This window comes from Abyssibius alkaniclasticus (assembly GCF_020447305.1).
Taxonomy (GTDB): Bacteria; Pseudomonadota; Alphaproteobacteria; order Rhodobacterales; family Rhodobacteraceae; genus Abyssibius; species Abyssibius alkaniclasticus.
Window position 1 is genome coordinate 1,477,012 of the sequence record NZ_CP095732.1, and the last position, 24,654, is coordinate 1,501,665.

General features: G+C 62.3%; 16 protein-coding genes. 10 read left to right on the forward strand and 6 right to left on the reverse strand.

The annotated features are described in order from the left end of the window. Positions 1 to 24 precede the first annotated feature (24 nt). Entirely contained in the window at positions 25 to 1,986 is a 1,962-nt protein-coding gene (locus LGT41_RS07485) for an Ig-like domain-containing protein (protein ID WP_274129495.1), read from the forward strand. On the opposite strand, the gene LGT41_RS07490 is transcribed toward LGT41_RS07485, so the two are convergent. After that, entirely contained in the window at positions 1,983 to 3,578 is a 1,596-nt protein-coding gene (locus LGT41_RS07490) for a GMC family oxidoreductase (RefSeq protein ID WP_274129496.1), read from the reverse strand. The two genes, LGT41_RS07485 and LGT41_RS07490, sit on opposite strands and share 4 nt — an antisense overlap. Before the next feature lie 195 nt (positions 3,579 to 3,773). Between LGT41_RS07490 and hrpB the strand changes: the two genes are divergently transcribed. Next, complete coding sequence (gene hrpB, locus LGT41_RS07495) at positions 3,774 to 6,185, forward strand: ATP-dependent helicase HrpB (RefSeq protein ID WP_274129497.1); 2,412 nt, start codon at positions 3,774 to 3,776, stop codon at positions 6,183 to 6,185. 337 nt (positions 6,186 to 6,522) lie between these two features. Continuing rightward, positions 6,523 to 7,950 (forward strand): Glu/Leu/Phe/Val family dehydrogenase, encoded by a 1,428-nt coding sequence (locus tag LGT41_RS07500; RefSeq protein WP_274129498.1) that lies wholly within the window; start codon positions 6,523 to 6,525, stop codon positions 7,948 to 7,950. 81 nt (positions 7,951 to 8,031) lie between these two features. Here the strand turns inward: LGT41_RS07500 and LGT41_RS07505 are convergent, their stop codons facing one another. Both LGT41_RS07505 and LGT41_RS07510 read right to left on the reverse strand, forming a co-directional pair. After that, complete coding sequence (locus LGT41_RS07505; RefSeq protein WP_274129499.1) at positions 8,032 to 8,544, reverse strand: hypothetical protein; 513 nt, start codon at positions 8,542 to 8,544, stop codon at positions 8,032 to 8,034. A gap of 31 nt (positions 8,545 to 8,575) precedes the next feature. Continuing rightward, positions 8,576 to 9,547: an NAD(P)-dependent oxidoreductase gene (locus tag LGT41_RS07510; protein WP_274129500.1), complete on the reverse strand. Its 972-nt coding sequence runs from the start codon at positions 9,545 to 9,547 to the stop codon at positions 8,576 to 8,578. Between the two features lie 192 nt (positions 9,548 to 9,739). Between LGT41_RS07510 and LGT41_RS07515 the strand changes: the two genes are divergently transcribed. Beyond that, positions 9,740 to 10,651, forward strand: coding sequence for a pirin family protein (locus tag LGT41_RS07515; RefSeq protein ID WP_274129501.1), 912 nt, complete (start codon positions 9,740 to 9,742; stop codon positions 10,649 to 10,651). Here LGT41_RS07515 and chrA read toward each other — a convergent pair. Both chrA and LGT41_RS07525 read right to left on the reverse strand, forming a co-directional pair. Continuing rightward, the gene (gene chrA, locus LGT41_RS07520; RefSeq protein ID WP_420720204.1) at positions 10,648 to 11,958 is read right to left on the reverse strand and encodes a chromate efflux transporter; all 1,311 of its coding nucleotides are present in this window, start codon (positions 11,956 to 11,958) and stop codon (positions 10,648 to 10,650) included. The two genes, LGT41_RS07515 and chrA, sit on opposite strands and share 4 nt — an antisense overlap. Before the next feature lie 113 nt (positions 11,959 to 12,071). Further along, positions 12,072 to 13,286 carry a mandelate racemase/muconate lactonizing enzyme family protein gene (locus tag LGT41_RS07525; protein WP_274129502.1) on the reverse strand — a complete coding sequence of 405 codons (1,215 nt, stop codon included), beginning with the start codon at positions 13,284 to 13,286 and terminating at the stop codon, positions 12,072 to 12,074. 177 nt (positions 13,287 to 13,463) lie between these two features. Between LGT41_RS07525 and glmS the strand changes: the two genes are divergently transcribed. The 6 genes from glmS to dnaE all read left to right on the forward strand — a co-directional run bounded on the left by glmS (position 13,464) and on the right by dnaE (position 23,710). Further along, the gene (glmS, locus tag LGT41_RS07530; RefSeq protein ID WP_274129503.1) at positions 13,464 to 15,287 is read left to right on the forward strand and encodes a glutamine--fructose-6-phosphate transaminase (isomerizing); all 1,824 of its coding nucleotides are present in this window, start codon (positions 13,464 to 13,466) and stop codon (positions 15,285 to 15,287) included. A 163-nt stretch (positions 15,288 to 15,450) separates the two neighbouring features. Further along, positions 15,451 to 16,974, forward strand: a complete 1,524-nt coding sequence (locus tag LGT41_RS07535; RefSeq protein ID WP_274129504.1) for an ABC transporter ATP-binding protein — start codon at positions 15,451 to 15,453, stop codon at positions 16,972 to 16,974. Continuing rightward, the gene (locus LGT41_RS07540) at positions 16,971 to 18,041 is read left to right on the forward strand and encodes an ABC transporter permease (protein ID WP_274129505.1); all 1,071 of its coding nucleotides are present in this window, start codon (positions 16,971 to 16,973) and stop codon (positions 18,039 to 18,041) included. The genes LGT41_RS07535 and LGT41_RS07540 overlap by 4 nt, the downstream gene beginning before the upstream one ends. Further along, positions 18,041 to 18,973 (forward strand): ABC transporter permease, encoded by a 933-nt coding sequence (locus tag LGT41_RS07545; protein ID WP_274129506.1) that lies wholly within the window; start codon positions 18,041 to 18,043, stop codon positions 18,971 to 18,973. The genes LGT41_RS07540 and LGT41_RS07545 overlap by 1 nt, the downstream gene beginning before the upstream one ends. Positions 18,974 to 18,997: 24 nt before the next feature. Beyond that, on the forward strand, positions 18,998 to 20,068 hold the full coding sequence (locus LGT41_RS07550; protein ID WP_274129507.1) for a BMP family ABC transporter substrate-binding protein: 1,071 nt from the start codon (positions 18,998 to 19,000) through the stop codon (positions 20,066 to 20,068). Between the two features lie 198 nt (positions 20,069 to 20,266). Then, positions 20,267 to 23,710 carry a DNA polymerase III subunit alpha gene (gene dnaE / locus LGT41_RS07555; protein ID WP_274129509.1) on the forward strand — a complete coding sequence of 1,148 codons (3,444 nt, stop codon included), beginning with the start codon at positions 20,267 to 20,269 and terminating at the stop codon, positions 23,708 to 23,710. Positions 23,711 to 23,809: 99 nt separating this feature from the next. Here dnaE and LGT41_RS07560 read toward each other — a convergent pair whose 3' ends face one another. Further along, positions 23,810 to 24,604 carry a phenylalanine 4-monooxygenase gene (locus LGT41_RS07560; protein WP_274129510.1) on the reverse strand — a complete coding sequence of 265 codons (795 nt, stop codon included), beginning with the start codon at positions 24,602 to 24,604 and terminating at the stop codon, positions 23,810 to 23,812. Positions 24,605 to 24,654 lie beyond the last annotated feature (50 nt).

The following is a 24,654-nucleotide window of genomic DNA, read 5'->3' on the forward strand; positions in this document are numbered from 1 at the left end:
TGTAAGCGGTAAAGGACGAGCGATATGCGGGTTTTGGTCAGTGGTCTGTTTCTTGCGATTCTTGTTGTGTTACAGGCGGGTGGCGCTGCTGCGCAAACCACCTGTCCGGGCGGGTCGCGCATTGGCTCGCTAAGCGGTGATGGCTGGATCTTTATCACCTCCGATGCCGATACGCGCGCTTGCACGAATGGTTTTTACCCGGCGACGCCAGTGGCTCCGACGAATGGTTTTGTCGTGCAGACCACATTCAACCCGGCCCAAAGCACGTTTCGGGTGAGCATGAGCGCGCTGGTCAATGGCGCCAATGCATTTGCGCGGTATGGTTGCGGAACGGTTGTCGTGGGGACGACATCGCCCACCTTTGTATTGCCATTGGGCCGGTATACCTGCACGGTCAGCTATGCCGATGCAAATGGTCGAACCGTGACCGGCCAGTTTGACGTATATGCGGGGGCAGACCCGGTGAATGCGACGGGCTATCGGCATGATCTGGTCGCTTTTTCGATGGATGGCGGCAATTATGACCGGACCGACCCGACGCCGACTTTGGCATGGGCGCAAAACGTGATGACGGGGGCGCAGACGGTAACGCTGGATTTTGACGAGCCGGTTACAGGGTTTGCGCTGAGCGACCTGACGCTGAACAACCTGATCGCCTCGGCGCCGATGGGCAGCGGGGATAGTTACAGCTTTACGGTGACGCCGGTTGCAGATGGCGCTGTGTCGGTGCAGTTGGGCGCCGATATGGTGGTGGATGGCAACAATAACGGTAATGTGGCGTCAAACACGCTGAGCGGGCGGGCGGATTTGCTGGCGCCGACGCTCGAAATTTCCGGCCTGCCGCCAAGTTTCGTGGATGCAACGCCGATTGTCGTGACCTTTGCCTTTAGCGAGGATGTGACGGGCTTCGCGCTTGGCGATATCGCGGTGAGCGGGGGGAGCGTTGCGAATTTGCAGGGTGGCCCTGCTGTGTATACGGCAACGGTTACGCCAAGCGGTGTGGCCGATCTGAGCATATCGGTGGCGGCTGGTGCGGCGCAGGATGGTGTTTTGCGCGATAGCGGCGCGGCGCAGGCGAGCGCGGCGCTGGATACGGCGGCCATCGGCTCGGAGGCCAATGCGCGCTTCATGCTCAACCGTGCCAACCAGTTGCTGGCGAACCAGCCCGACCTTTCGGGCCTGCTGCGCGGCGATGCGGGGCATTTCAATGCCGAGATTACCAGCGGGCAGGGCATGGTGGATTTCTATTCCGGCGGGGCGGGGCCATTCTGGGCTGATGTTGCGGCCAGCTGGTCCACCTCGGGCACGGCAGAGGATACGTATATTCTGGGCACGATCGGTGCGCATCGCCGGTTTGGCGATAACCTGCTGGCCGGTGTGATGCTGGAACTGGACTATATGGAAGAGGTTGACGGGCTGGCTGAAATTTCGGGTTGGGGCTGGCTTGTGGGGCCGTATCTGGTGGCCAAACTGCCAGACCAGCCGCTGTATTTTGATGCACGGCTGCTCTATGGGCAAAGCTATAACCAGGCCTCGCCGCTGGGCAGCTATACCGACGATTTCACCACGCAGCGCTGGCTGGCGATGGTGAATGTGAGCGGTGATATCGCGTTGGGTTGGGGCACGCTGAGCCCGCAACTGAACGCTGCCTGGACGCAGGACCGGCAGCGCGAATATGTTGATGGGGCCAGCAATACGGTGGCCGCGCAGACGGTTTCGCTGACGCAGATCGCGGCCGGTGCAAAGCTCGATGTGCCGCTGGGGGCGCTGGCGCTGCGTTTCGGCGCCGATGCCGTGTGGAGCGCGTCGGGGTCCAGCCTTGGGCTTATACCGGCTTTTGAAGGTCTGCGCGGGCGGCTGCGTATGGGTGCGGATTACGCCCTGCCTAGCGGCGGCGCGCTGAGCCTTGCGCTGAGCTATGACGGGCTGGGCACAGCCGACTATCAGGCGATTGGCGTCAGCGCGGCGCTGAACCTGCCGTTCTAGGCCTGGTCGGCGAGGATGAGGTCGGCGGCGCGCCATGCCAGCATGATGGTGGGCGCGTTGGTATTGCCCGAGGTGAGATTGGGCATGGATGAGGCATCGACCACGCGCAGGCCGGTGGCGCCAAAGAGGCGCAGCCGGGCATCGGTCACGCCGGTTTCGGCATTGGCGGCCATGCGGCAGGTGGCAACGGGGTGAAAGACCGTGCCGCCGCGCTGGGCGAAATCGGCAAGGATTGCAGCATCGTCAAGCTGGTCGGGGGTGGGGCCAAGCGGGGCTTTGGTGATGGCCTGAAGCGGTGCGGTGGCCATGAGGCGCTGCACAAGGCGGGCGCCGGCCAGCACCTCGGCGCGGTCATGATCGGTGGCCAGCGAGTTGGGGTTGATCAGCGGCGGCGCCTCGGGGGCGGGGGCCGAAATATCGACCCGGCCACGGCTTTGCGGGCGGCAGGGCTGAAAGCTGATCAGAAAGCCTGCAAACGGGTCGGGGTTGATGATTTCGCGCCTGCCATCGGGCGCGGTCGTATAGGTGGCGGGGTTGAAGTAGAGCTGCGTATCGGCCGGGCCGCTGCCCGGCATGGCGCGCACAAAACCGCCGCACTGGTTGACGGAAAGCGAGAGCGGGCCGCCACGTGTGGCCAGGTATTGGACCCCGCACAGCGCCTTGCCCCACCACGGCGCGAGCCGGTTGTTGAGCGTGGGCACGGTGGATTTATAGTAATAGTTGATGCCGAGATGGTCTTGCAGATTGCCGCCGACATTGGAATTGTCGATGCGGGTCTGGATGCCGAGCTTTTGCAGGGTTGCGCCGGGGCCGATACCCGCGCGTTGCAGGATTTGCACCGAGCCGATGGCGCCTGCCGAAAGGATAACCTCGCGCCGGGCGGTCAGGGTTTGACCACTGGCAAGTTTCAGGCCGTTGGCGCGGGCGCCGGTGAAGGTGAGTGTGTCGACCAGCTGGTTCTTGATGAGCGTGACATTGGGGCGCTTCAGCGCCGGGCGCAGGAAGGCTGCGGCAGCGGAATGGCGCATTCCGGATTTGGTGGTGATCTCGTAAAGCCCCAGACCTTCGGGCGCATCGCCGTTGAAACTGTCGCTGATCGGCAGGCCAAGGGCACGGCCGGCGGCAAGGTAGTTTTCCTTGATCGGATGCGCGCGCCTGGCAACATTGGTGACATGCAGCGGGCCGGTGCCGGATTGTGTGCCATCGGGCGCGATACGGGTTTCGATTTCGCGATAGGCGGTCTGGATGGCCGGCCAATCCCATCCCGGCATGGCCCAGTCTTCAAAATCGTGTTTCAGGCCGCGACAATAGACCAGCGCGTTGATCGAGGAGGAGCCGCCAAGCACCTTGCCGCGCGGCCAATAGGCGGCGCGGCCTGCCAGACCCGCATCGGGCTGGGCGGTGAATTTCCAGTTGATCTTCGGGTTGAAGAACGTGCGCCCATAGCCGATGGGCAGCTTGATATAGGGGTGGCTGTCGGACCCGCCGGCCTCGACGATTGCGACCTGGTATTTGCCGCTGCGGCTGAGCCTGTCGGCCAGCACGCAGCCCGCAGAGCCCGCGCCGATGATGATGAAGTCGTAATCTGGCATAAAGGATCCGAGGTTGAGTCGGGGGATAATGCAAAGCGGGCGGGCGGGGTGCAATGGGAATGTTGGGGTTGGGGGCTTTGCGCCCCCGGACCCGATGCTGGTAGCCGGGGGTTTCACACCCCCGGACCCCCGTGGGATATTTAAGAGCAAAAGATGGGGGCTGGATGGGCGCGGGCGGGCTTGGTAGCTAGGGGCATGGATGGGCATTTTCCTGTGGATGAGGCCGTGCCGGCGCTGATTGCAGCACTGGGCGATGGCGGCTGCGCGGTTTTGCAGGCGCCGACCGGTTCGGGCAAGACGACGCGGCTGCCGCTGGCGCTGCTGGATTGGGGCGGGATTGACGGGCGCATTTTGATGCTGGAGCCCCGGCGCGTGGCGGCAAGGGCGGCGGCGGAACGGATGGCATCGAGCCTTGGTGAGGCGGTGGGCGGGCGCGTGGGCTACCGGATGCGGGGTGAGGCAAAGCTATCACGCGAGACCCGCATCGAGGTGCTGACCGAGGGGATTTTGACTCGGATGCTGCAGCATGACCCGGCGCTTGCGGGTGTGGGCTGTGTAATTTTCGACGAGTTCCACGAGCGCAGCCTGAATGCCGATCTGGGGCTTGCCTTGTGCATGGAAATGCGTGGGGCTTTGCGGCCGGATTTGAAGCTGCTGGTGATGTCGGCCACCCTGGATGCGGGGCCGGTGGCAGAATTGCTGGATGCGCCGCTGATCACGGCCGAGGGGCGCAGCTTTGAGGTTGAGGTGATCCACAAGCCGGCACCGCCTGTGCGCGGGCGCGCGCCGCGGCTGGAGGGGGTGGTGGCGGGTGCGGTGCGCGCGATTCTGGAGGAGAGTGCGGGCGGTGTGCTGGTGTTTTTGCCGGGCGAGGGGGAGATTCGCCGGGTGATGGGGATGCTTTCGAACCTGCCCGAGGGGGTGGAGATGCTGCCGCTTTACGGCGCACTGCCCTTTGGTGAACAGCGCCGCGCGCTGGCGCCGGTGAAGGGGCGCAAGCTGGTGCTGGCGAGTGCGATTGCCGAAACCTCGGTCACGATTCCGGATATCTCGGTTGTGGTCGATGCGGGGTTGGCGCGGCGGTCGCGCTATGATGCCGCCTCGGGCATGGCGCGGTTGCTGACCGAGCGTGCAAGCCGGGCCGAGGCCACGCAGCGGCAGGGGCGGGCGGGGCGCGTGGGGCCGGGGCGCTGCTATCGGCTCTGGAGCAAGGGCGAGGAGGGGGCGCTGGCGGCCTTTGCCCCGCCGGAAATTGCCGCCGCCGACCTTGCACCGCTGGTGCTGGATCTGGCCATGTGGGGTGCGCGCAGCCCCGATGATGTGCGGTTTTTAACGCCGCCCCCCGCGCCTGCCTGGGCAGCGGCGGTGGATTTGATGCAGCATTTGGGCGCTTTGGATGCGGCGGGGGGGATTACTGCGCATGGCCGCGCTTTGGCCGAGGTGCCCGCGCATCCGCGCCTTGCGCATATGCTGGTGGCAGGCGGTGGTGCGCTGGCCGCCGAGCTTGCGGCGCTGCTGTCGCTGCGGGTGCCGATGCGCGAGGCGGGGGTGGATATTGCGCCGCGCCTGCGCGCCATGCGCAGTGGCGCGGGGCAGGCCGAGGCCAGGCGGCTGGCGAAATTCGCGGGGGCAGAGCGAGGGCTGGGTGCGGGGGCGCTGCTGTCGCTCGCCTATCCCGACCGGATTGCGATGGCGCGACCGGGGGGCGACGGGCGCTACCTGATGGCCGGCGGCAAGGAGGCGGTGCTGCCACAGGGTGGCGGGCTGGCCGGGCAGGGGTTTTTGGTGGCGGCGGATCTGGATGGCGACGCGCGTTCGGCGAAAATCCGGCTGGCGGCGGCGATCGGGATTGGCGAGATCGAGGCGCTGCATGGACACCGGATTGCCGAGGTGGATGTCTGCACATGGTCGCGTCGCGACCGCGCGGTGCTGGCGCGCCGCCAACGCCAGCTTGATGCGCTGGTGCTGAGCGATGCGCATTGGCCCGATGCCCCTGCCGAGGCGGTTGCGGCGGCTTTGTGCGAGGGGGTGGCGCAGCCTGGGCTGGGCTGTTTGCCCTGGACCAAGGCCAGCCGCTATTTCGTGGCGCGGGTGGAATGGGCGCGGGGGCAGGGGGCGGATTTGCCCGATTTCTCGGATGCAGCACTGCTGGGCGAACTTGCCGACTGGCTTGCGCCCTGGCTGAACGGGTTGCGGCGGGCCGAGGATTTGGGGCGCGTGGCGCTGATGGAGGCCTTGGCCGCGCGGCTTGGCTGGGCGGGCAAGGCGGCGTTGGATGATCTGGCACCGGAGGCGATTTCGGCCCCCACAGGCACGCGGCTCGCGATAGATTATGGCGGCGCACAGCCCAGTATATCGGTGCGCCTGCAAGAGATGTTCGGGCTAACGAGCCACCCCTGTATTGGCCCCAAACGCCAACCGTTGCTGATCGAGCTGCTCTCACCCGCGCAGCGCCCTGTGCAGATTACCGCCGATTTGCCGGGGTTTTGGGCGAGTTCCTATGGTGATGTGCGGTGGGATTTGCGCGGGCGCTATCCGCGCCACCACTGGCCGGAAGACCCTGCCGAGGCAGAGGCGACGCGGCGGGTTAAGCCGCGGGGGACGTAGGGTTGGGGTGGCTTCTCCCCGGTGCAGTGCCGCCCCGGACTTGATCCGGGGCCTCTGGCTATTGCGGTCGAGGTCCCGGGTCAAGCCCGGGACGGCGTTGGGCCCGGGTGTTTGGCTGCGTTGTTTGGATCGTGAAATCAGCACGAAAGCTGCGGGTGCATACTTTTTAATTGCAACTGCGTTCACCAAACACCCCAGTTGTTTACTTTTGCGTCTGGCGCTAGGGTCGGGGGAGGCGGGCCTTTGGGAGCGGGGCTGTGATTTCGCGCATGTTGCCAGGGGCCGCCGCCCATAGGTGCCGAAAATGGCACGGGAACAACAAAAAGGCCCGAGGAATATGTCATCCACCAGAGAACCAAGTTTCCGCCAATCCGTCGATTTGATGTTCAACCGCGCTGCGAAGTTGATGGATATGTCGCCCGGATTGGAAGAGAAGATCCGCGTTTGCAACTCTACCTATACCGTGCGGTTCGGCGTGCGGTTGCGCGGGCAGATCAAGACCTTTACCGGCTATCGCTCGGTGCATTCCGAGCATATGGAGCCGGTCAAGGGCGGGATTCGCTTTGCGATGTCGGTCAACCAGGACGAGGTCGAGGCGCTGGCCGCGCTGATGACCTATAAATGCGCGCTGGTGGAAACGCCGTTTGGCGGCTCCAAGGGCGGGCTGTGCATTGATCCGCGCGAATGGGAAGAGCATGAGCTGGAGTTGATCACGCGCCGCTTTGCCTATGAGCTGATCAAGCGCGACCTGATCAACCCCGCCCAGAACGTGCCGGCCCCCGATATGGGCACGGGTGAGCGCGAGATGGCGTGGATTGTCGACCAGTACAAGCGCATGAACACCACCGACATCAACGGCGCGGCCTGTGTGACGGGTAAGCCCTTGAATTCCGGCGGGATTCAGGGCCGGGTCGAGGCGACGGGGCGCGGGGTGCAATATGCGCTGGAAGAATTTTTCCGCCACCCCGAGGATATGGCCATTGCCGGGCTTTCCGGCACGCTTGAGGGCAAGCGGGTGATTGTGCAGGGGCTGGGGAATGTGGGCTATCATGCCGCGAAATTCCTGAGCGAGGAATCGGGCTGCAAGATTATCGGGGTGATCGAGCGCGATGGCGCGATCATGGATGATAACGGGCTGAATATTGAAGAGCTGAAGGCGCATGTAACCGCGCAGAACGGCGTGAAGGGCTATCGTGGCCGTTTTGTCGAGAACGGCGCCGCTGTGCTGGAGGAAGACTGCGATATCCTGATTCCGGCGGCGATGGAGGCGGTGATCAACCTTGACAATGCCGAGCGGATCAAGACGAAACTGCTGATCGAGGCGGCAAACGGGCCGGTCACTGCGGGGGCCGATGATATTCTGCGTGACAAGGGCGTGGTGATTATTCCGGACATGTATGCCAATGCCGGCGGTGTGACGGTGTCCTATTTCGAATGGGTGAAGAACCTCAGCCATATCCGTTTTGGCCGGATGCAGCGCCGCCAGGAGGAAAGCCGGCATATGCTGCTGGTGGAAGAGCTGGAGCGGCTTTCGGCAGATCGCGGGCTGAAATGGGAGATCGACCCGAAATTCAAGACGCGCTATCTGAAGGGCGCGGGCGAGTTGGAGCTTGTGCGCTCGGGGCTGGATGACACGATGCGCGCGGCTTATCAGGCGATGCGCGAGGTCTGGCATTCGCGCAATGATGTGACCGATTTGCGCACGGCGGCCTATCTGGTGTCGATCGGGCGCGTGGCGGCGAGTTATCGCTCCAAGGGGCTGTAGGCGCTTCTGGCTGCTGTCGGATGCCTCCGGCGGGGATATTTATGAGCAAAAGATGGGGCCGGTGCAGGGGCTGCGCTGGCCCTATTCCTGGGGTTGGTCGCTGCGCGCCTGGGCGACAAGCTCGGCGCCGCGCGGGCTTTTAAGCACGTCGATCGCCTCGGCCAGCGATTTGGCGGCGTTGCGGTTGGTGGCCCCGCCGATGCCGACCATTTTGCCAAGCCGCCACCACAGGCCCGGTGCCCAGCCGCGCCTTTGGCGCGATTTCAGGCGCAAGGTGAAGCCGTTGGCGGGTTTGATGGCGAAGGTGCCGCGCTCGATCTTGTCGATCTCATCGAGCGTGCAGATGATCGTGCCGTTGGTGTCGCGCAAATCGGTATCGGTAAGGACAAGCCCGGCCGATGTGGCCTGCCAGAAGCGCCAGGCGCTGAACAGCATGGCCCCGCCGATGACGAGCAAAAGCAGCAGATAGACAGGGCTTGCGGGCGGACGGGCGGCGGCGATCAGGATCAGCCCCGCGCCCATGAGCAGTTGCAGGGCCAGGCCGACAAAGCGGCGCAGCGGCGAGACATACATATGTGCGATGACGATACTCATGAAGCGGGCATGGGGCAGTTTGCGCGGCGGGTCAAGTAGGAAGGGCCGCGCGCCCGGCTGGCACCACCTCATAGCCCGGCTCTTCGGGTTCATCATCGACCATTTCGGCGGGGAAGCCGGGGGCGGTGATGGTGAGGCCGGTCGCGTCTTCCAGGCGGCGGATGATGTCATCGGACTGGGCGCGGGTGCCGTAGCGTTTCTGGCCGTCCTTGAAAATTTCGATCATCAGCGGTGAGATTTCGAGCGGCACATTGGCGGCTTCGGCGATGCTCTGGAACAGGCCGATATCCTTCAGCACAAGGTCCATCGTGAAGTTGATGTCGCGGCTGCCGTTCAGAATGACCTGACTTTCGGTTTCATGCACAAAGCTGGTGCCGGAAGAGATTTTGATGGCTTCATAGGTGGTGCCAAGGTCAAGGCCGGCGGCCTTCATGGTGACCATTGCTTCGCAGACGGTGAGCAGGTTGGCGGTGGCGAGGTAGTTGGTCATGACCTTCAGGATGGAGGCTGAACCAACCGGGCCGGTATGCAGCACGCGGCGGCCAAGAATGGTGAGAATGGGCAGGACGCGTTCGAATGTGGGCCGGTCGCAGCCCGCGAAAATGGAGATATTGCCGGTATCGGCGCGGTGGCAGCCACCGGAAACCGGGCAATCGACCGCCGCTCCGCCCTTGGCGATAACGGCCTGGGCAAGGCGCTTGATCTCGCCGGCATCGGTGGTGGACATTTCCAGCCAGATTTTGCCGGTCGTGACCGATTGCAGCAGCCCGTCGTCGCCCTCCATCACGGCGGCGCAGGCGGCAGGGCTGGGCAGGCAGGTGATGACGATATCGCAGGCTTGCATCATCTCGGCCGGGCTGCTGGCCGATGTGGCACCGCGCGCCGTGAATCTGGCAACAAGCGCCGGATCGAGGTCGCGCACCATGAGGTTTTTGCCGTTGCGCAGCAGGCTGCCGGCCAGTTTGCCGCCGACATTGCCCAGGCCGATGAATCCGATCTGCATGAAAATCTCTCCGATAATTTCATGGCAGGATGGTGGATTCGTGCAAGAGCGCAAGCAGAATTGCGACAGCATCGTCGGAAATGCGCTTGGGTGCATCGGGTTGTTTCCGTTTTGCGGACAGTCTTGCGCGATTGTGGTGAATTGCAACGTTATATGCTGCCACCTATCTTGGGGATTGAAAGAGAGGTTGCTATGTCGTTTCGTCCTGTAAAATCGGAAACCCTTGCCCAGCCCACAATTGAAGGGGCCGGGGTGAGTTTGTATCGGGCCTTTGGCTTCAGGAATCCGCGCGATTTCGACCCGTTCCTTCTGCTCGATGATTTTCGCAATGATGACCCGCGCGCCTATGCCAAGGGGTTTCCCTGGCATCCGCATCGCGGCATCGAAACCATTACCTATGTGCTGGAAGGCACAGTGGAACATGCGGATTCGCTGGGCAACAAGGGCCGGCTTGGCGCGGGTTCGGTGCAATGGATGACCGCCGGGTCGGGCATTCTGCATCAGGAAATGCCCAGCGGCGATGCGGCGGGCAAGATGCACGGCTTCCAGCTTTGGGCCAATCTGCCGAGTGCCCAGAAAATGACCGCGCCGCGCTATCAGGACATCAAGGGTAGCGATATTACCGAGCTGCTTGATGATGATGGCACGGTGATCAAGATCATTACCGGCGATTATAGGGGCTATAAAGGCCCGGTCGACGGCATTGCCGCCGAGCCGCAATATCTGGATATTTCGGTGCCGCCGAATACGCGCAAGAGTTTTCCGGTGGATACTTACCGTCAGGTATTTGCCTATGTTTTCGGCGGTGCGGGCAGCTTTCGGGCCGCCTCGAACCCCATTGGGGTGCGGGTGGAAAAAGAGGTGCGCGGGCAGGAGCTGAACATCCGCGATATGTCGGGCAACCGGACGCTGGTGCAATTTGACACGGGCAATGAGGTGACGGTGCAGGCCGGGCCGGATGGCGTGCGGTTCTTGCTGGTTTCGGGCCGCCCGATTGAGGAGCCGGTGGCCTGGCACGGGCCGATTGTGATGAACACGGCCGCCGAAATCCAGCAGGCGATGCGTGATTTGAACAACGGCACATTCATTGCCGCGCAGCATTAGGTGAATGCGCTGATCGCCGCCCCGCAAAGCGCGGCGGTCAGCAGCACCCAGAGCAGGTTCATATGCCGCGCCAGCAGCAGATAGGCCGAGAGCAGGCCGATGGCGGCAACGCGCCAGTCGACGCTGAAAAGCGTGGGTTGCCACAGGGTGAGCGGGCCGAGCGTGCTGCGCGTGACCTCGCCAAACAGCACATGCAGCGCGAACCAGAGCGACAGGTTGAGGATGACGCCGACCACGGCGGCGGTGATCGCGGCAAAGGCGGCGGAAAGGCGGCGCTGGGCGCCGATCCATTCAATATAGGGCGCGCCGGCGAATATCCATAAATAGCAGGGCACGAAGGTGGCCCAAAGGGCGACCAAAGCGGCGGCAATGCCAAGCCAGAGGCCACCCGCGCCATAGCCTGCCGTATAGGCCACAAATTCGGTGACAAGAATGAGCGGGCCGGGCGTGGTTTCGGCCAGACCCAGACCATCCATCATTTGCCCGGCGGTAAGCCAGCCGCGCGCGGTTACGACCTCCTGCGCCATATAGGCCAGCACGGAATAGGCACCACCAAAGGTGACGACCGCGAGTTTGGCAAAGAACCAGCCGATTTGCGCCAGAATGCCGGGGAAAAAGAGCTGCAGGGCCGCGAGTGGCAGCAGCCAGATGGCCAACCATATGGCAATGGTGGCAAGGGTTTGGCCAAGCGGCGTTGCGGCGGTGGGCGGATCTGGCGCGGCCGGTGCTGGCCGGGCGGTGAACATGCCAAGCAGGGCGGCCAGCGCAATGATCAGCGGGAAGGGCAGTGCGAAGAAAAAGATGCCGATGAAGGCGAGCGCGGCAATGGCCCAGTGCATGTGGCGCCTGAGCGCGCGGCGTGCGATGCGCAGCAAAGCCTCGATGACAATGACCAGCACGGCGGCCTTGATGCCCAGAAACAGCGCCGCGATTATGGGGATGTTGCCATAGGCGGCATAGGCCATTGCCAGCGCCAGCATGACCAGCGCACCGGGCAGCACGAACAGCAGCCCGGCAATCAGCCCGCCCGGCACACCGCGCTGCTTCCAGCCCGCATAGGTGGCAAGCTGCGTTGCCTCTGGCCCAGGCAAAAACATGCAAAAGCCAAGGGCGGAAAGATATTGTGCCTCGCTCAGCCAGCGGCGGTCTTCGACCAGCACGCGGTGCATGAGCGCGATTTGCGCAGCAGGGCCGCCGAAGGAGAGCAGGCCGATGCGGGTGAAGGTGGCGAACAAAGCGCGCAGGCTGGGCGGGGTCATCGGGCCGCGCCCATGTTGTTCGGCTGAGATTTCGTTGCGCGCGGGCATAAACATATTTCCGGAGCTAGAGATTTGCCGGATGCGGGTTTGGGCCGGAGCCTGATCGGGAACTCGCGCTGTGGCCCAAGGGATGTGCTTCTATGACAAATGCTATTGCTACCCTAGCCCCCCGCCCAAAGCCCGCCAGCCGTGGGGTGCGGCGTGGCCTGCATTTCAAGGTGCAGGCGGGTGCCGGTATAGGGGTGGGCGCGGGCGACATCCTCATTCAGCTCCACACCCAGACCGGGGGCGGTGGGGACATGGACATAGCCATCCTCCCAGTGGATGGGGGTGGTCAGGAGGTGCTGGTGAAAGGGGTTGCCGGTGCCGATTTGCTCGAGCATCAGCAGGTTGGGCAGGCTCGCGCCAAGCTGGATATTGGCGGCCCACTCAATCGGGCCAGCGTAAAGATGCGGGGCCATCTGGGCGTTGAAGGCCTCGGACATGCCGGCGATTTTCTTGGCCTCCCACAGGCCGCCGACGCGGCCCAATGCCGGTTGCAGGATGGTGGCGCCAGCTTGCAGGGCGGGCAGGAATTCGGCCTTGGTGGTCAGGCGTTCGCCGGTGGCGACGGACAGCGCGCAGCCATTTGCCACGCGGGCGAGCGCGGCCATATTGTCGGGCGGCACGGGTTCTTCAAACCAGAGCGGCTGATAGGGGGCGATGGCTTGCGCCATACGCAGCGCGCCGCCGGTGGTGAACTGGCCATGCGTGCCGAACAGCAGATCGGCCCGGCTGCCCACGGCGTCACGCAGGGCGGCGCAAATCTCGACCGAGCGCGCGATATCCACCATTGTCGGCTGGTGGCCGCCCATGATGGTGTAGGGGCCGGCCGGGTCGAACTTGACCGCCGTAAAGCCCAAGTCGACCATGCGCGCGGCACAGGCGGCGGATTGTTCGGCGTTGTTGTAGAATGTAAGCGGGTCTTGGTCTTCGGTGGGGTAAAGATAGGTATAGCTGCGCAAACGGTCATTCACCTGCCCGCCAAGCAGGGCGTGGATGGGGCGGTTTAGCGCCTTGCCGACAATATCCCAACAGGCCATCTCAAGCCCGGAAAACGCGCCGATGACGGTGGGGTCGGGGCGCTGGGTGAAGCCGGCGGAATAGGTGCTGCGAAACATCTGCTCGATGCGGTCGGGCGATTGGCCAAGCATGTGGCGCGCGAAGACATCCTCGATGACCGCTTGCATGGCAATGGGGCCGACGGCGGCGGCATAAACCTCGCCATAGCCGACAATGCCGGTATCGGTGACGAGTTTCACGAAGATGAAATAGCGCCCGCCAAAACCGGGTGGCGGGTTGCCAACGACAAACACCTCAAGATCGCGTAGCTTCATGGCATCCCCCTTGTTTGGGCCAAACTGCCCAGCAGGGCGCATGGTTGCAATGATTCGTCGGGTGCATGGCCGTGTCACGTTTCGTGTCGGAACTGTTTCAGGCGCGGTTGTGCGGTTGAATTTGGCCAAGCGCCGCGCCACAAGGGGCCAAACGAGCAGATAGGCCAGAGGCAGAGCATGTGCGGAATAATCGGGATTTTGGGGGCAGAGGCGGTTGCGCCGCGCATTCTGGGCGGGCTGAAGCGGCTGGAATATCGCGGCTATGACAGTGCCGGCATTGCCACGCTGAACGGTGGCGCGATTGAAACGCGCCGCGCCGTGGGCAAGCTGGCGGCGCTGGATGAAAGCCTGAATGCCGCACCGCTGGCCGGGCTTGCGGGCATCGGCCATACGCGCTGGGCCACGCATGGCGCAGCGACCGAAGCCAATGCCCACCCGCATGTGGCTGGGCCGGTGGCCGTGGTGCATAACGGGATTATCGAGAATTTTGCGCCCCTGCGGGACGAGTTGCGCGCCGGTGGAGCCGTGTTCGCATCGGATACCGATACCGAGGTGATTGCCCAGCTTTGCGCGCAGTTTCTGGCGCATGGCAAAACCCCGCAAGAGGCGGTTGCCGCCACGCTGGCGCGGCTGCGCGGGGCCTTTGCGCTGGCCTTTTTGTTTGCGGGTCATGACGATGTGATGATCGGCGCACGCCGCGGCTCGCCCCTTGCCGTGGGGCATGGCGTGGGGGAAATGTATCTGGGCTCGGATGCGCTGGCTTTGGCGCCGATGACCGGGCGCATCACCTATCTGGAAGAGGGTGACATGGCGGTTCTAAGCCGTGCCGGTGTGACGGTTTACGATGCCGAAGGGCGCCTGGCCAACCGCGAAATGCGGGTGGTGAATGTGGACCAGGTGCGCGTGGATAAAGGCAATTACCGGCATTTCATGGCCAAGGAAATTCATGAACAACCCTCGGTTCTGGGTTACGCGCTGGCGCATTACCAAACCGCGGGGCGCGATGCCGTGCAGGTGCCCGAAGGCGCGCCGGATTTTGCGAAAGTGGACAGGCTGGTGATGGTTGCCTGCGGCACGGCCTATTACGCCTGCCATGTGGCGAAATACTGGTTTGAAAGCATTGCCCGCATTCCGGTGGAAATTGATGTCGCCAGCGAGTTCCGCTATCGCGAGCCGCCGATTTCGGCGCGTGACGGGGCGATTTTTGTCAGCCAGTCGGGGGAGACGGCCGATACTTTGGCGGCGCTGCGCTATGTGCAGGGCAAGGCCGGGCAGGTGCTGGCGCTGGTGAATGTGGCCGAAAGCACGATTGCGCGCGAAAGTGGTTTGGCGCTGCCCATCAAGGCGGGGGTGGAGATTTCGGTCGCCTCGTCCAAAGCGTTTACATGCCAGCTGGCGGTGTTTGCGAATTTGGCCATTCTGGCGGGCCGCCAGCGCGGGCATGTTACGGCAGAGCAGGAAACCAGCCTGCTGGCCGCTTTGGCGACCGCCCCGCGCCTTGTGGCCGAGGCTTTGGGGCAGGAGCCGGAAATGGCCGCCGCGGCGCGCGATCTGAGCCGCGCGCGCGATGTGCTGTTTCTGGGGCGCGGCGCGATGTATCCGCTGGCGCTGGAAGGTGCGCTGAAGCTGAAAGAACTGAGCTATATTCATGCCGAGGGCTATGCCAGCGGCGAGTTGAAACACGGCCCGATTGCGCTGATTGATGAGCATGTGCCGGTGATCTGCTTTGCGCCCTTCGATGCGGTGTTTGAAAAGACCATTTCCAACATGCATGAGGTAATGGCGCGCGGTGGCCGTGTGCTGCTGGTGACCGATGCCAAAGGGGCTGCCGAGGTGGGTGAGGGCGCGTGGAAAACCATTATCCTGCCCGAGGCGCACCCGCTGGTCGCCCCGATCCTCTATGCCGTGCCTGCACAGCTACTGGCTTATCACACTGCCCAAGAAAAAGGCACTGATGTTGACCAACCGCGCAATCTTGCCAAATCTGTGACCGTGGAGTGATTTTATGGCTGGATTTTTAAGATTATATTGAAAGTGCTGCAACGATCCTGCGATAACACATGAAATAAAAGACTTGCCAGATGAGGTGATGGCGGTCAAAATTTTACCAATTGGTCAAAGGTAGCATCAACGAAGATTGGGCGCCAAGACATTGGGGAGTGTTATGGAACCATTATTGCGGATCGACGCGCTATCAAAGGCCTATCCGGGCGTGCAAGCCAATGATTCTGTGTCATTTGACATTCAGCATGGCGAGATTCACGCGCTGCTGGGTGAGAATGGCGCGGGGAAATCAACCCTGGTAAAGATGATTTACGGGCTGGTGCGGCCCGATACCGGCAGTATGACCCTGCTTGGCGCGCATTATGCACCACCAAAACCGGGCGAGGCGCGGCGCGCCGGCGTGGCGATGGTGTTCCAGCATTTCTCGCTGTTCGAGGCGCTGAATGTGGGCGAAAACATTGCGCTGGGCATGGAGAATGCGCCCGACCGCCGCGCATTGGCCGCCAAGATCCGCGAGGTTTCAACCGCCTATGGCCTGCCGCTCGACCCGGACAGGCTGATCGGTGATCTGTCGGTGGGCGAGCGCCAGCGCGTTGAGATTGTGCGCTGCCTTTTGCAGAACCCGAAGCTGCTGATCATGGATGAGCCGACCTCGGTGCTGACCCCGCAAGAGGTGGAGATTCTCTTTGCCACCTTGCGCAAACTGGCCAGCGAAGGCGTGGCGATTCTCTATATCAGCCACAAGCTCGAAGAGATCAAATCGCTCTGTGACCGCGCCACGATTTTGCGCTTGGGCAAGGTGGTGGGCAAATGTGTGCCCGCCGAGGAAACCGCACGCAGCATGGCGGAAATGATGATCGGCGCGGAACTGGCCATGCCCGGCGCGCGCGATTATCAGCCCGGCGAGGTGGCGCTGGAGCTTAGGGGTTTGAACCTGCCAAGCCTTGATCCGTTCGGCACCAGCCTGCGCGATGTCAGCCTTGCGCTGCGCAAGGGCGAGGTGATGGGCATTGGCGGTGTGGCCGGCAACGGGCAGGATGAACTGCTGCTGGCCTTGTCGGGCGAACGCCGCGTGGCGCGCGAGATGGTCGCGCTGAAGGGCGTGTCCATTGGGCATTTTCAGCCCGAAACGCGGCGCGCGCTGGGAATGTTGACCGCGCCGGAAGAACGGCTGGGCCATGCCGCAGCACCCGATATGTCGCTTGTCGACAATGCCGTGCTGACCGCGCAGACACGGCGCAAGCTGGCCAGAAATGGCTGGCTGAATATGCGAAAAGCCGCCAGTTTTTCCGACGAGATCATTGCACGTTTCGATGTGCGCACTCCTGGCAATCACGTGGCTGCAAGGGCCTTGTCGGGCGGAAACTTGCAGAAATACGTCATAGGACGAGAGGTGCTGCAAAGCCCCGATGTGCTGGTGGTGAACCAGCCGACATGGGGGGTTGATGCGGCGGCGGCGGCTGCCATCCGCCAGGCCCTGCGCGATCTGGCGGCAAATGGCGCGGCGGTTCTGGTGGTCAGCCAGGATCTGGACGAGCTGATGGAAATGTCGGACACATTCGCGGTCCTGGCCGAAGGCCGACTTTCAAAACCACGGCCCGCCGAAGGGCTGAGCATTGAGGAAATCGGCCTGATGATGGGCGGAACCCACGGTATGGAACCAATGGCGGGGGCAACGATATGATCCGGCTCGAACGGCGCAAGGCCCCCTCGACGGCCATGCTGTGGCTGACCCCCGTGCTGGCCGTCGTGCTGACGATGATCTTTGGCGGTATCCTGTTTGCGCTGCTGGGCAAAGACCCGTTTGCCGCCATCCAGATGATTTTCATCGAACCCTTTACCGACAGCTATTCGCAGCGGCAATTGCTGATCAAGGGCGGCCCGCTTATTCTGATCGCCGTGGGGCTGAGCCTTGGCTTTCGGGCCGGGGTCTGGAACATTGGCGCCGAGGGCCAGTTCATCATGGGGGCGATTGGCGGCGGGGCGGTGGGCCTTGCGCTTTATGGCACGCCCGGCATCTGGGTGCTGCCGCTGATGGCGCTGACCGGCGCGTTCTGCGGCTTTGCCTGGGCGATGATTCCGGCGTTCCTGAGGGTGAAGTTCAACGCCAACGAAATTCTGGTCAGCCTGATGCTGGTCTATGTGGCCGAAAACTTTTTGCGCGCAATGGTGACGGGCGCATTGAAAAACCCCGATGGGCGCGGTTTTCCCGAAAGCCGCAGCCTGGCCGATTATGCCAGCGCCGAAATGCCGATGCTGATCAAGTCTGCCGGGCTGAATGTGGGCGGTCTGGCGGCGATCGGCGCCGTCGTGCTGGCCTATGCGCTGCTGGCGCGCCACAGGCTTGGCTACCAGATCAAGCTGACCGGGCAAGCGCCGCGAGCGGCGCGGTTCTCCGGGGTCAAACCCGGGGTGATTGTAGCCGCCACAATGGGCATTTCCGGCGCGCTTGCCGGCGTGGCGGGGCTATTCGAACTGGTGGGGCCGGCCGGCAAGCTGACAACCAATTTTCCGCTTGGCTATGGCTTCACGGCGATTATCGTGGCGTTTTTGGGGCGTCTCAACCCGATCGGCGTTTTCCTTGCGGGCATTCTGATGGCCGCCACCTATGTGGGCGGTGAAACCGTGCAATTCGCACTGCAAGTGCCTGCCGCCGCCATCCGGGTGTTCCAGGGAATGCTGTTGTTCTTCCTGCTGGCCGTGGATGTGCTGGTGGCCTATCGCTTTGTGCTGAAAAAGGAGGCGAAGTAATGGATCTATCGTCAATCGACCCGATTTCGCTGATCGCCAGCCTGATGATTGCCGCAACCCCCATATTGCTGGCCGGGCTGGGCGAGCTGGTGGTTGAAAAATCGGGTGTGCTGAACCTTGGCGTAGAGGGGATGATGATCATCGGGGCCATTGCCGGCTTTGCGATGGCCGTTGAAACCGAAAACCCCTATCTGGGAATGCTCGCCGCAATGGGCGCCGGTGCGGTTCTGGCCCTGCTCTTTGGCATTCTGACGCAATATTTACTGTCGAATCAGGTGGCGACGGGGCTAGCGCTGACATTGTTCGGGCTTGGCCTGGCGGCCTTGCTTGGCCATTCCTATACCGGGCTTAAACCCCCCGCCGTGGCCAAGCTCGACATAGCCTTTTTAACCGATATTCCCGTGCTGGGGCGGATTCTGTTCAACCATGATGCGGTTGTCTATTTCTCGATCTTCATGGTCGTGGCGCTGTGGTGGTTCCTGAACCGCAGCCGCGCCGGGCTTGTGCTGCGCGCGGTGGGTGAAAGCCATGATGCCGCGCATTCGCTTGGTTACAACGTGGTGATGATCCGCATGGGCGCCATCCTGTTCGGCGGGGCTATGGCCGGTTTGGGCGGCGCCTATTTCAGCCTGATCCGCGTGCCGCAATGGACAGAGGGCATGACGGCAGGTGCGGGCTGGATTGCGCTGGCGCTGGTGGTGTTTGCAAGCTGGAAGCCCGGGCGGCTGCTGATTGGCGCCTATCTGTTCGGGGGCATCTCGGTTCTGGAAATTAACCTGCAAATCGCCGGTGCGGGCATCTCGCCTGCATATTTGAAGATGACTCCCTACCTTGTCACCATTATCGTATTGGTGATCATGTCCTCCGATCGTCGGCGGGCATCGCTAAACGCTCCGGCCTCGCTTGGCCGTTCTTTCCACGCTTCGCATTGAAGCAAAACCGCATTGGAGGATTTTATGAGATTGATGAAAACACTGGCTGCCAGCGCGCTTGCATTGGGGCTGGCAACCGGCGCCCAGGCGCAAGAGCCCTACAAGGTTGGCTTTGTCTATGTCGGCCCGGTGGGCGACCTTGGCTGGAGCTATCAGCATGATCTGGGCCGCCAGGCCGTGCAGGACTATTTTGGGGATGCGGTTGAAACCTCTTATGTTGAATCGGTTCCCGAAGGTGCCGATGCGGAAAGGGTGATTACCCAGATGGCGCGCTCGGGTGTCGACATGATCTTCACCACCTCGTTCGGCTATATGGATGCGACGATCAACGTTGCCGAAGAATTTCCCGATGTGTTGTTTGAACATGCAACCGGCTATCGTCTGGCCGACAATGTTTCCAACTATTCGGCACGCTTTTACGAAGGTCGCCATGTGATTGGCCTGATGGCCGGCCGCATGACCGAAACCAACACAATCGGCTATATCGCGTCCTTCCCGATTCCCGAAGTTATCCGTGGCATCAACGCCGCATATCTTGCCGCCAAATCGGTCAACCCCGATGTGGAATTCAAGGTGGTATGGGCGTTTACCTGGTTTGATCCGGGCAAGGAGGCCGAAGCCGCCAATGCGCTGATCGACCAGGGTGCCGATGTGATCATGCAGCATACCGACAGCCCCGCCGCGATGACCATTGCCGAAGAGCGCGGCGTTCTGGCCTTTGGCCAGGCCTCGAACATGGCGAATTTCGGGCCGAATGCGCAGATGACCTCGATCATGGATGATTGGGATCCCTACTATATTGCGCGCGTTCAGGCCGGCATGGACGGCACATGGGAAAGCACCGCAACCTGGGATGGTATTGCCGCTGGCATGGTGGCTTTTGCACCGTTCAACGAAAACCTGCCCGCCGAGGTGGTGGCCGAAGCGCAGGCGGCAATCGATGCGATTGCAGCGGGCACATTGCACCCCTTCACCGGCCCGATCAACCGCCAGGACGGTTCGCCCTGGTTGGCCGAAGGCGAAGTGGCCGATGACGCCACGCTGGCCACGATGGACTTTTATGTTGAAGGCATCACCGGCGATATTCCGCAATAGGCGCGTATGGCCCGCAACATCAAACGGTCCGCGTTGCGGGCCGTTTTTTATTGCGGGCGGTGGCGGCGCGGCCGGTGTGGCGCCTGGTGCAACCCCGGTCGCGCGCCGCGATGCACCCGCAGCGCCTGTTGCGGAAATCGTCGTGGCCGTTGTGCTTTGCTGGTTTCGCGCGCCTTTGCTTGTGGCTAGACTTGCGCCATGAACAGCCCCCGATTCATCCATCTGCGCACCCATAGTGCCTATTCCCTGCTGGAAGGTGCGGTTGATCTGAAGCGGCTGATCGCGCTTGCCAAAGCCGCCGACATGCCCGCGATTGCCGTGACCGATACCGGCAATATGTTTGGTGCGCTCGAATTTTCGGAATATGCCGCAAAGGCGGGTTTGCAGCCGATCATCGGTTGCCAGTTGGCGCTTTCCTATGCGCCGCCCGCGCGCCAGGGCGAAGCACCGCCACCGGCCCGCCCGATTGTGCTGCTCGCGCAGAACGAGGCGGGCTATAACAACCTTATGAAGCTGAATTCACACAATTTTCTGGATTGTGGCGATGCGCTGCCGCATGTGACGATGCAGCATCTGGAGGCGCATTCCGAAGGGCTGATCGCGCTTTCGGGCGGGGCGGAAGGCCCGCTTGGCTATTTGTGCGCCGAGGGGCAGGCGGAGGCCGCGCGCGCCCTGGCCAAGCATCTTGCAAAGATTTACCCCGGCAGGCTTTACATTGAAATCCAGCGCCACCCCGATGGCGATGCACCGCGCATGGCGCGCGAAGCGGCCAGCGAACCGGGGTTGATCGGCCTGGCCTATGCGCTGGAATTGCCGTTGGTGGCCACCAATGAGGTGTTCTTCCCCGAACCTGATTTCTACGCCGCCCATGATGCGCTGATCTGCATTGCCGAAGGCGCCTATGTTGACCAGCAAACGCCGCGCCGCCACCTGACGCCAGCCCATTACTTCAAGTCGCAGGACGAAATGGTTAAGCTCTTTACCGACCTGCCGGAAGCGGTGGAAAATACGGTAGAGATTGCGCGGCGTTGCGGCTTTCGGGTGCGCACACGCGCGCCGATTCTGCCAAAATTCGCCGATGACGAGGTGGTGGAACTGCGCCGCGCCGCCCATGAAGGGCTGGCGGAGCGGCTGAAGGTAATCCCCCATGCGGCCGAGGTTGCGGATTACGAGGCGCGACTCGATTTCGAGCTGGGTGTGATCGAGCAAATGGGCTTTCCCGGCTATTTTCTGATCGTGGCCGATTTCATCAAATGGGCCAAGGCGCAGAACATTCCCGTGGGGCCGGGGCGTGGTTCGGGGGCAGGCTCGCTTGTTGCTTATTCGCTGACAATTACCGACCTTGACCCGCTGCGCTATTCCCTTCTTTTTGAACGGTTTTTGAACCCCGAACGCGTGTCGATGCCCGATTTTGACATCGACTTCTGCATGGATCGCCGCGAGGAGGTGATCCGCTATGTGCAAGAGAAATATGGCCGCGACAAGGTGGGGCAGATCATTACCTTTGGCGCGCTTCTGTCCAAGGCGGCGGTGCGCGACATCGGCCGCGTTTTGCAAATGCCCTATATGCAGGTGGACCGGCTGAGCAAGCTGATCCCGGTTGAGGGTGTAAAGCCTGTCAGCATCCACAAGGCGCTGCAGGACGAGCCGCGCCTGCGCGAGGAAGCCCGAAGCGAAGAGGTTGTGGCGCGGATGCTCGACTATGCGGGCCGGGTCGAGGGGCTGTTGCGCAATGCCTCAACCCATGCCGCCGGTGTGGTGATTGGTGACCGTCCGCTGGACGAGCTGGTGCCGCTGTATCGCGACCCCCGCTCGGACATGCCCGCAACACAGTTTAATATGAAATGGGTTGAGCAGGCCGGGCTGGTGAAGTTCGACTTTCTGGGCCTGAAGACCCTGACAGTCATTCAGAACGCGCTCGATTTGCTGAAACAGCGCGGCGTGGCGGTGGATATTGGCCTTATTCCGCTGGATGACGCCAAGACCTACGAGCTTTATGCCGCTGCGCGCACCGTGGCCGTGTTTCAGGTGGAATCGGCGGGCATGATGGATGCGCTGCGCCAGATGAAGCCGACCTGCATCGAGGATATTGTGGCGCTGGTCGCGCTGTATCGGCCCGGCCCGATGGAGAATATTCCGAAATTCTGCAAGGTTAAGAACGGGTTGGAAAAGCGCGACAACCTGCACGAGAGCATTGACCATATTCTGGACGAAACGCAGGGCATTATTGTTTACCAGGAACAGGTGATGCAGATTGCCCAGGAAATGGCCGGCTATTCGCTGGGTGGCGCTGATTTGCTGCGCCGCGCGATGGGTAAGAAAATCGCCGAGGAAATGGCCAAGGAACGGCCCAAATTCATCGAAGGCGCCAAGAAGAACAACGTCACAGAGAAGAAGGCCAGCGAGGTTTTTGACCTGCTGGAGAAGTTCGCGAATTACGGTTTCAACAAATCACACGCGGCGGCCTATGCGGTGGTTAGCTATCAAACGGCTTGGCTGAAGGCGAATTATCCGGTCGAGTTCATGGCCGGGGTGATGAACTGCGATTTGCACCTGACCGAAAAATTAGCCGTGTATAAACAAGAGGTTGACCGGCTCGAGATCGAGATCATCCCGCCTTGCGTGAACCGTTCGGGCGCGACCTTTGGTGTTGAGGATGGCAAAATCGTCTATGCGCTGGGCGCGCTGAAAAACGTGGGCGTTGAAGCGATGAAGCTGATTGTCGCCGCCCGTGCCGATGGATCGTTCAAGGATTTACTGGATTTTGCCCGTCGCGTGGATTTGAAGCGCGTGGGCAAGCGCCCACTGGAAATGTTGGCGCGGGCAGGTGCGTTTGATCAGCTCGATTCCAACCGCGCGCGGGTCTTGGCCAGTCTTGACACTCTGGTTGCCTATGCGAGCGCCACGCATGAGGCGCGCGCCAGTGCGCAAGTCAGCCTGTTTGGCGAGGCGGGTGAAGATTTGCCAGCGCCGCGCCTGCCCACGGCCGAGGACTGGTTAGCCACTGAACGGTTGGGGCAGGAGCATCAGGCGGTTGGGTTCTATCTGTCGGGCCATCCGCTCGATGATTATATGGGGCCGCTGAAACGCCAGCGCCCGCCGGTGCTGACGCTTGTGGAGCTTCATGCGCAAACCGCGCGCACGGGGGCAAGCATTGGCAAGATTGCCGGCACGGTTTCCAGCATACAAAGCCGAAAATCATCGCGCGGGAACCGCTTTGCCTTTGTGGCGCTGTCCGATCCGAGCGGGATGTATGAGGTGACGGTGTTTTCCGACACGCTGGAAGCTGCGGGCGAATTGCTGAGCCCTGGCCAGAATGTGGTGCTGGCGGTCGAGGCAGAAGTGCAGGGCGACAACCTCAAACTGCTGGCGCGCAAGGTTCAGGCGATTGACAGCGCCATTGCCGGTGTCGCCAGCGCCGGGCTGCGGGTTTTCGTGAATGAAGAAGACGCGTTTTCAATGGTGGCCGGCATTCTGGAGCGCGGCGGGCCGGGGTCGCGCGGGCCGGTCAACCTGGTGCTGACCCATCCAGACCTGCCGGGCGAGGTGGAGATCATGCTGAAGGGCGATTACGCCGTCTCACCGCAGATCAAGGGTGCCATACGCTCCACACCCGGTGTTGTGACGGTGGAGGAGTTTTGACGCGACTGCGGGTTTATCGCTGCGCTGTCCCGGACTTGATCCGGGACCTCTTGTGACGAAGGTAGAGGCCCCGGGTCAAGCCCGGGGCGACGCGCGCAGTCACGCCACGTCTTTCTTTGCTGGCTCAAAGCGCGGGGGCAGGTCGCCAAGCTCTTTTGCGCGGTCGATCTCGGCCTTGATGTCGCAGTCCAGAATGCGCGGCAGGGCTTCGAAACTGTCGATCACGAAATAGACCGGCTGCACGATGTCAATGCGATAGGGTGTGCGCAGCGCGGTTTGCAGGTCGAAATCGAGCTTCTCGGAGGCGTCGGAGAAGGCGTGTTCAAGCTCGGAAGGTGAGGAGACGATGCCCGCCCCATAGGCGCGCAGCCCTTCGGCCGTGCGGATCATCCCGAACTCGACCGTGAACCAGAACAGGCGGAACATGTGCCAGGAATAGCCCTTGCCCAGGTTGCCTGCTGCCTTGCCGAAGGCTTGGACAAAATCGGTATAGGCGCGGTTGGTGAGCAGCGGGCAATGGCCGAAAACCTCGTGGAAAATATCCGGCTCTTCCAGATAATCCATATCTTCGGGGCGGCGCAGAAAGGTGGCGACGGGGAATTTGCGCTCGCTCAGCAGCTCGTAAAAGCGTTTTGGCGAAATCAGCGCGGGCACGCCTTCCACGCCGAAACCGGCGGCTTTTCCCAAGGCTGCGTTGATATAGGCCACCTGTGGAACGGCGGGTTGATCAAGCTTCAGGATCTCGACGCCATCAAAATACGCATCAACCGCAAGGCCCCCAAGCGCCGCAATCTGGCGGCCAACAAGGCGCTGCCAGGTGTCATCCTCGGTTTTGGAATAGCTGTAAATGCCACCGGCATCGGGGAATTTGGATTCGTAGGGTTGTTGCGCCATGCTGCACCTATGGGTTGCCTTAAGGCGAGTATAGGCCAAAATGGGTGAGA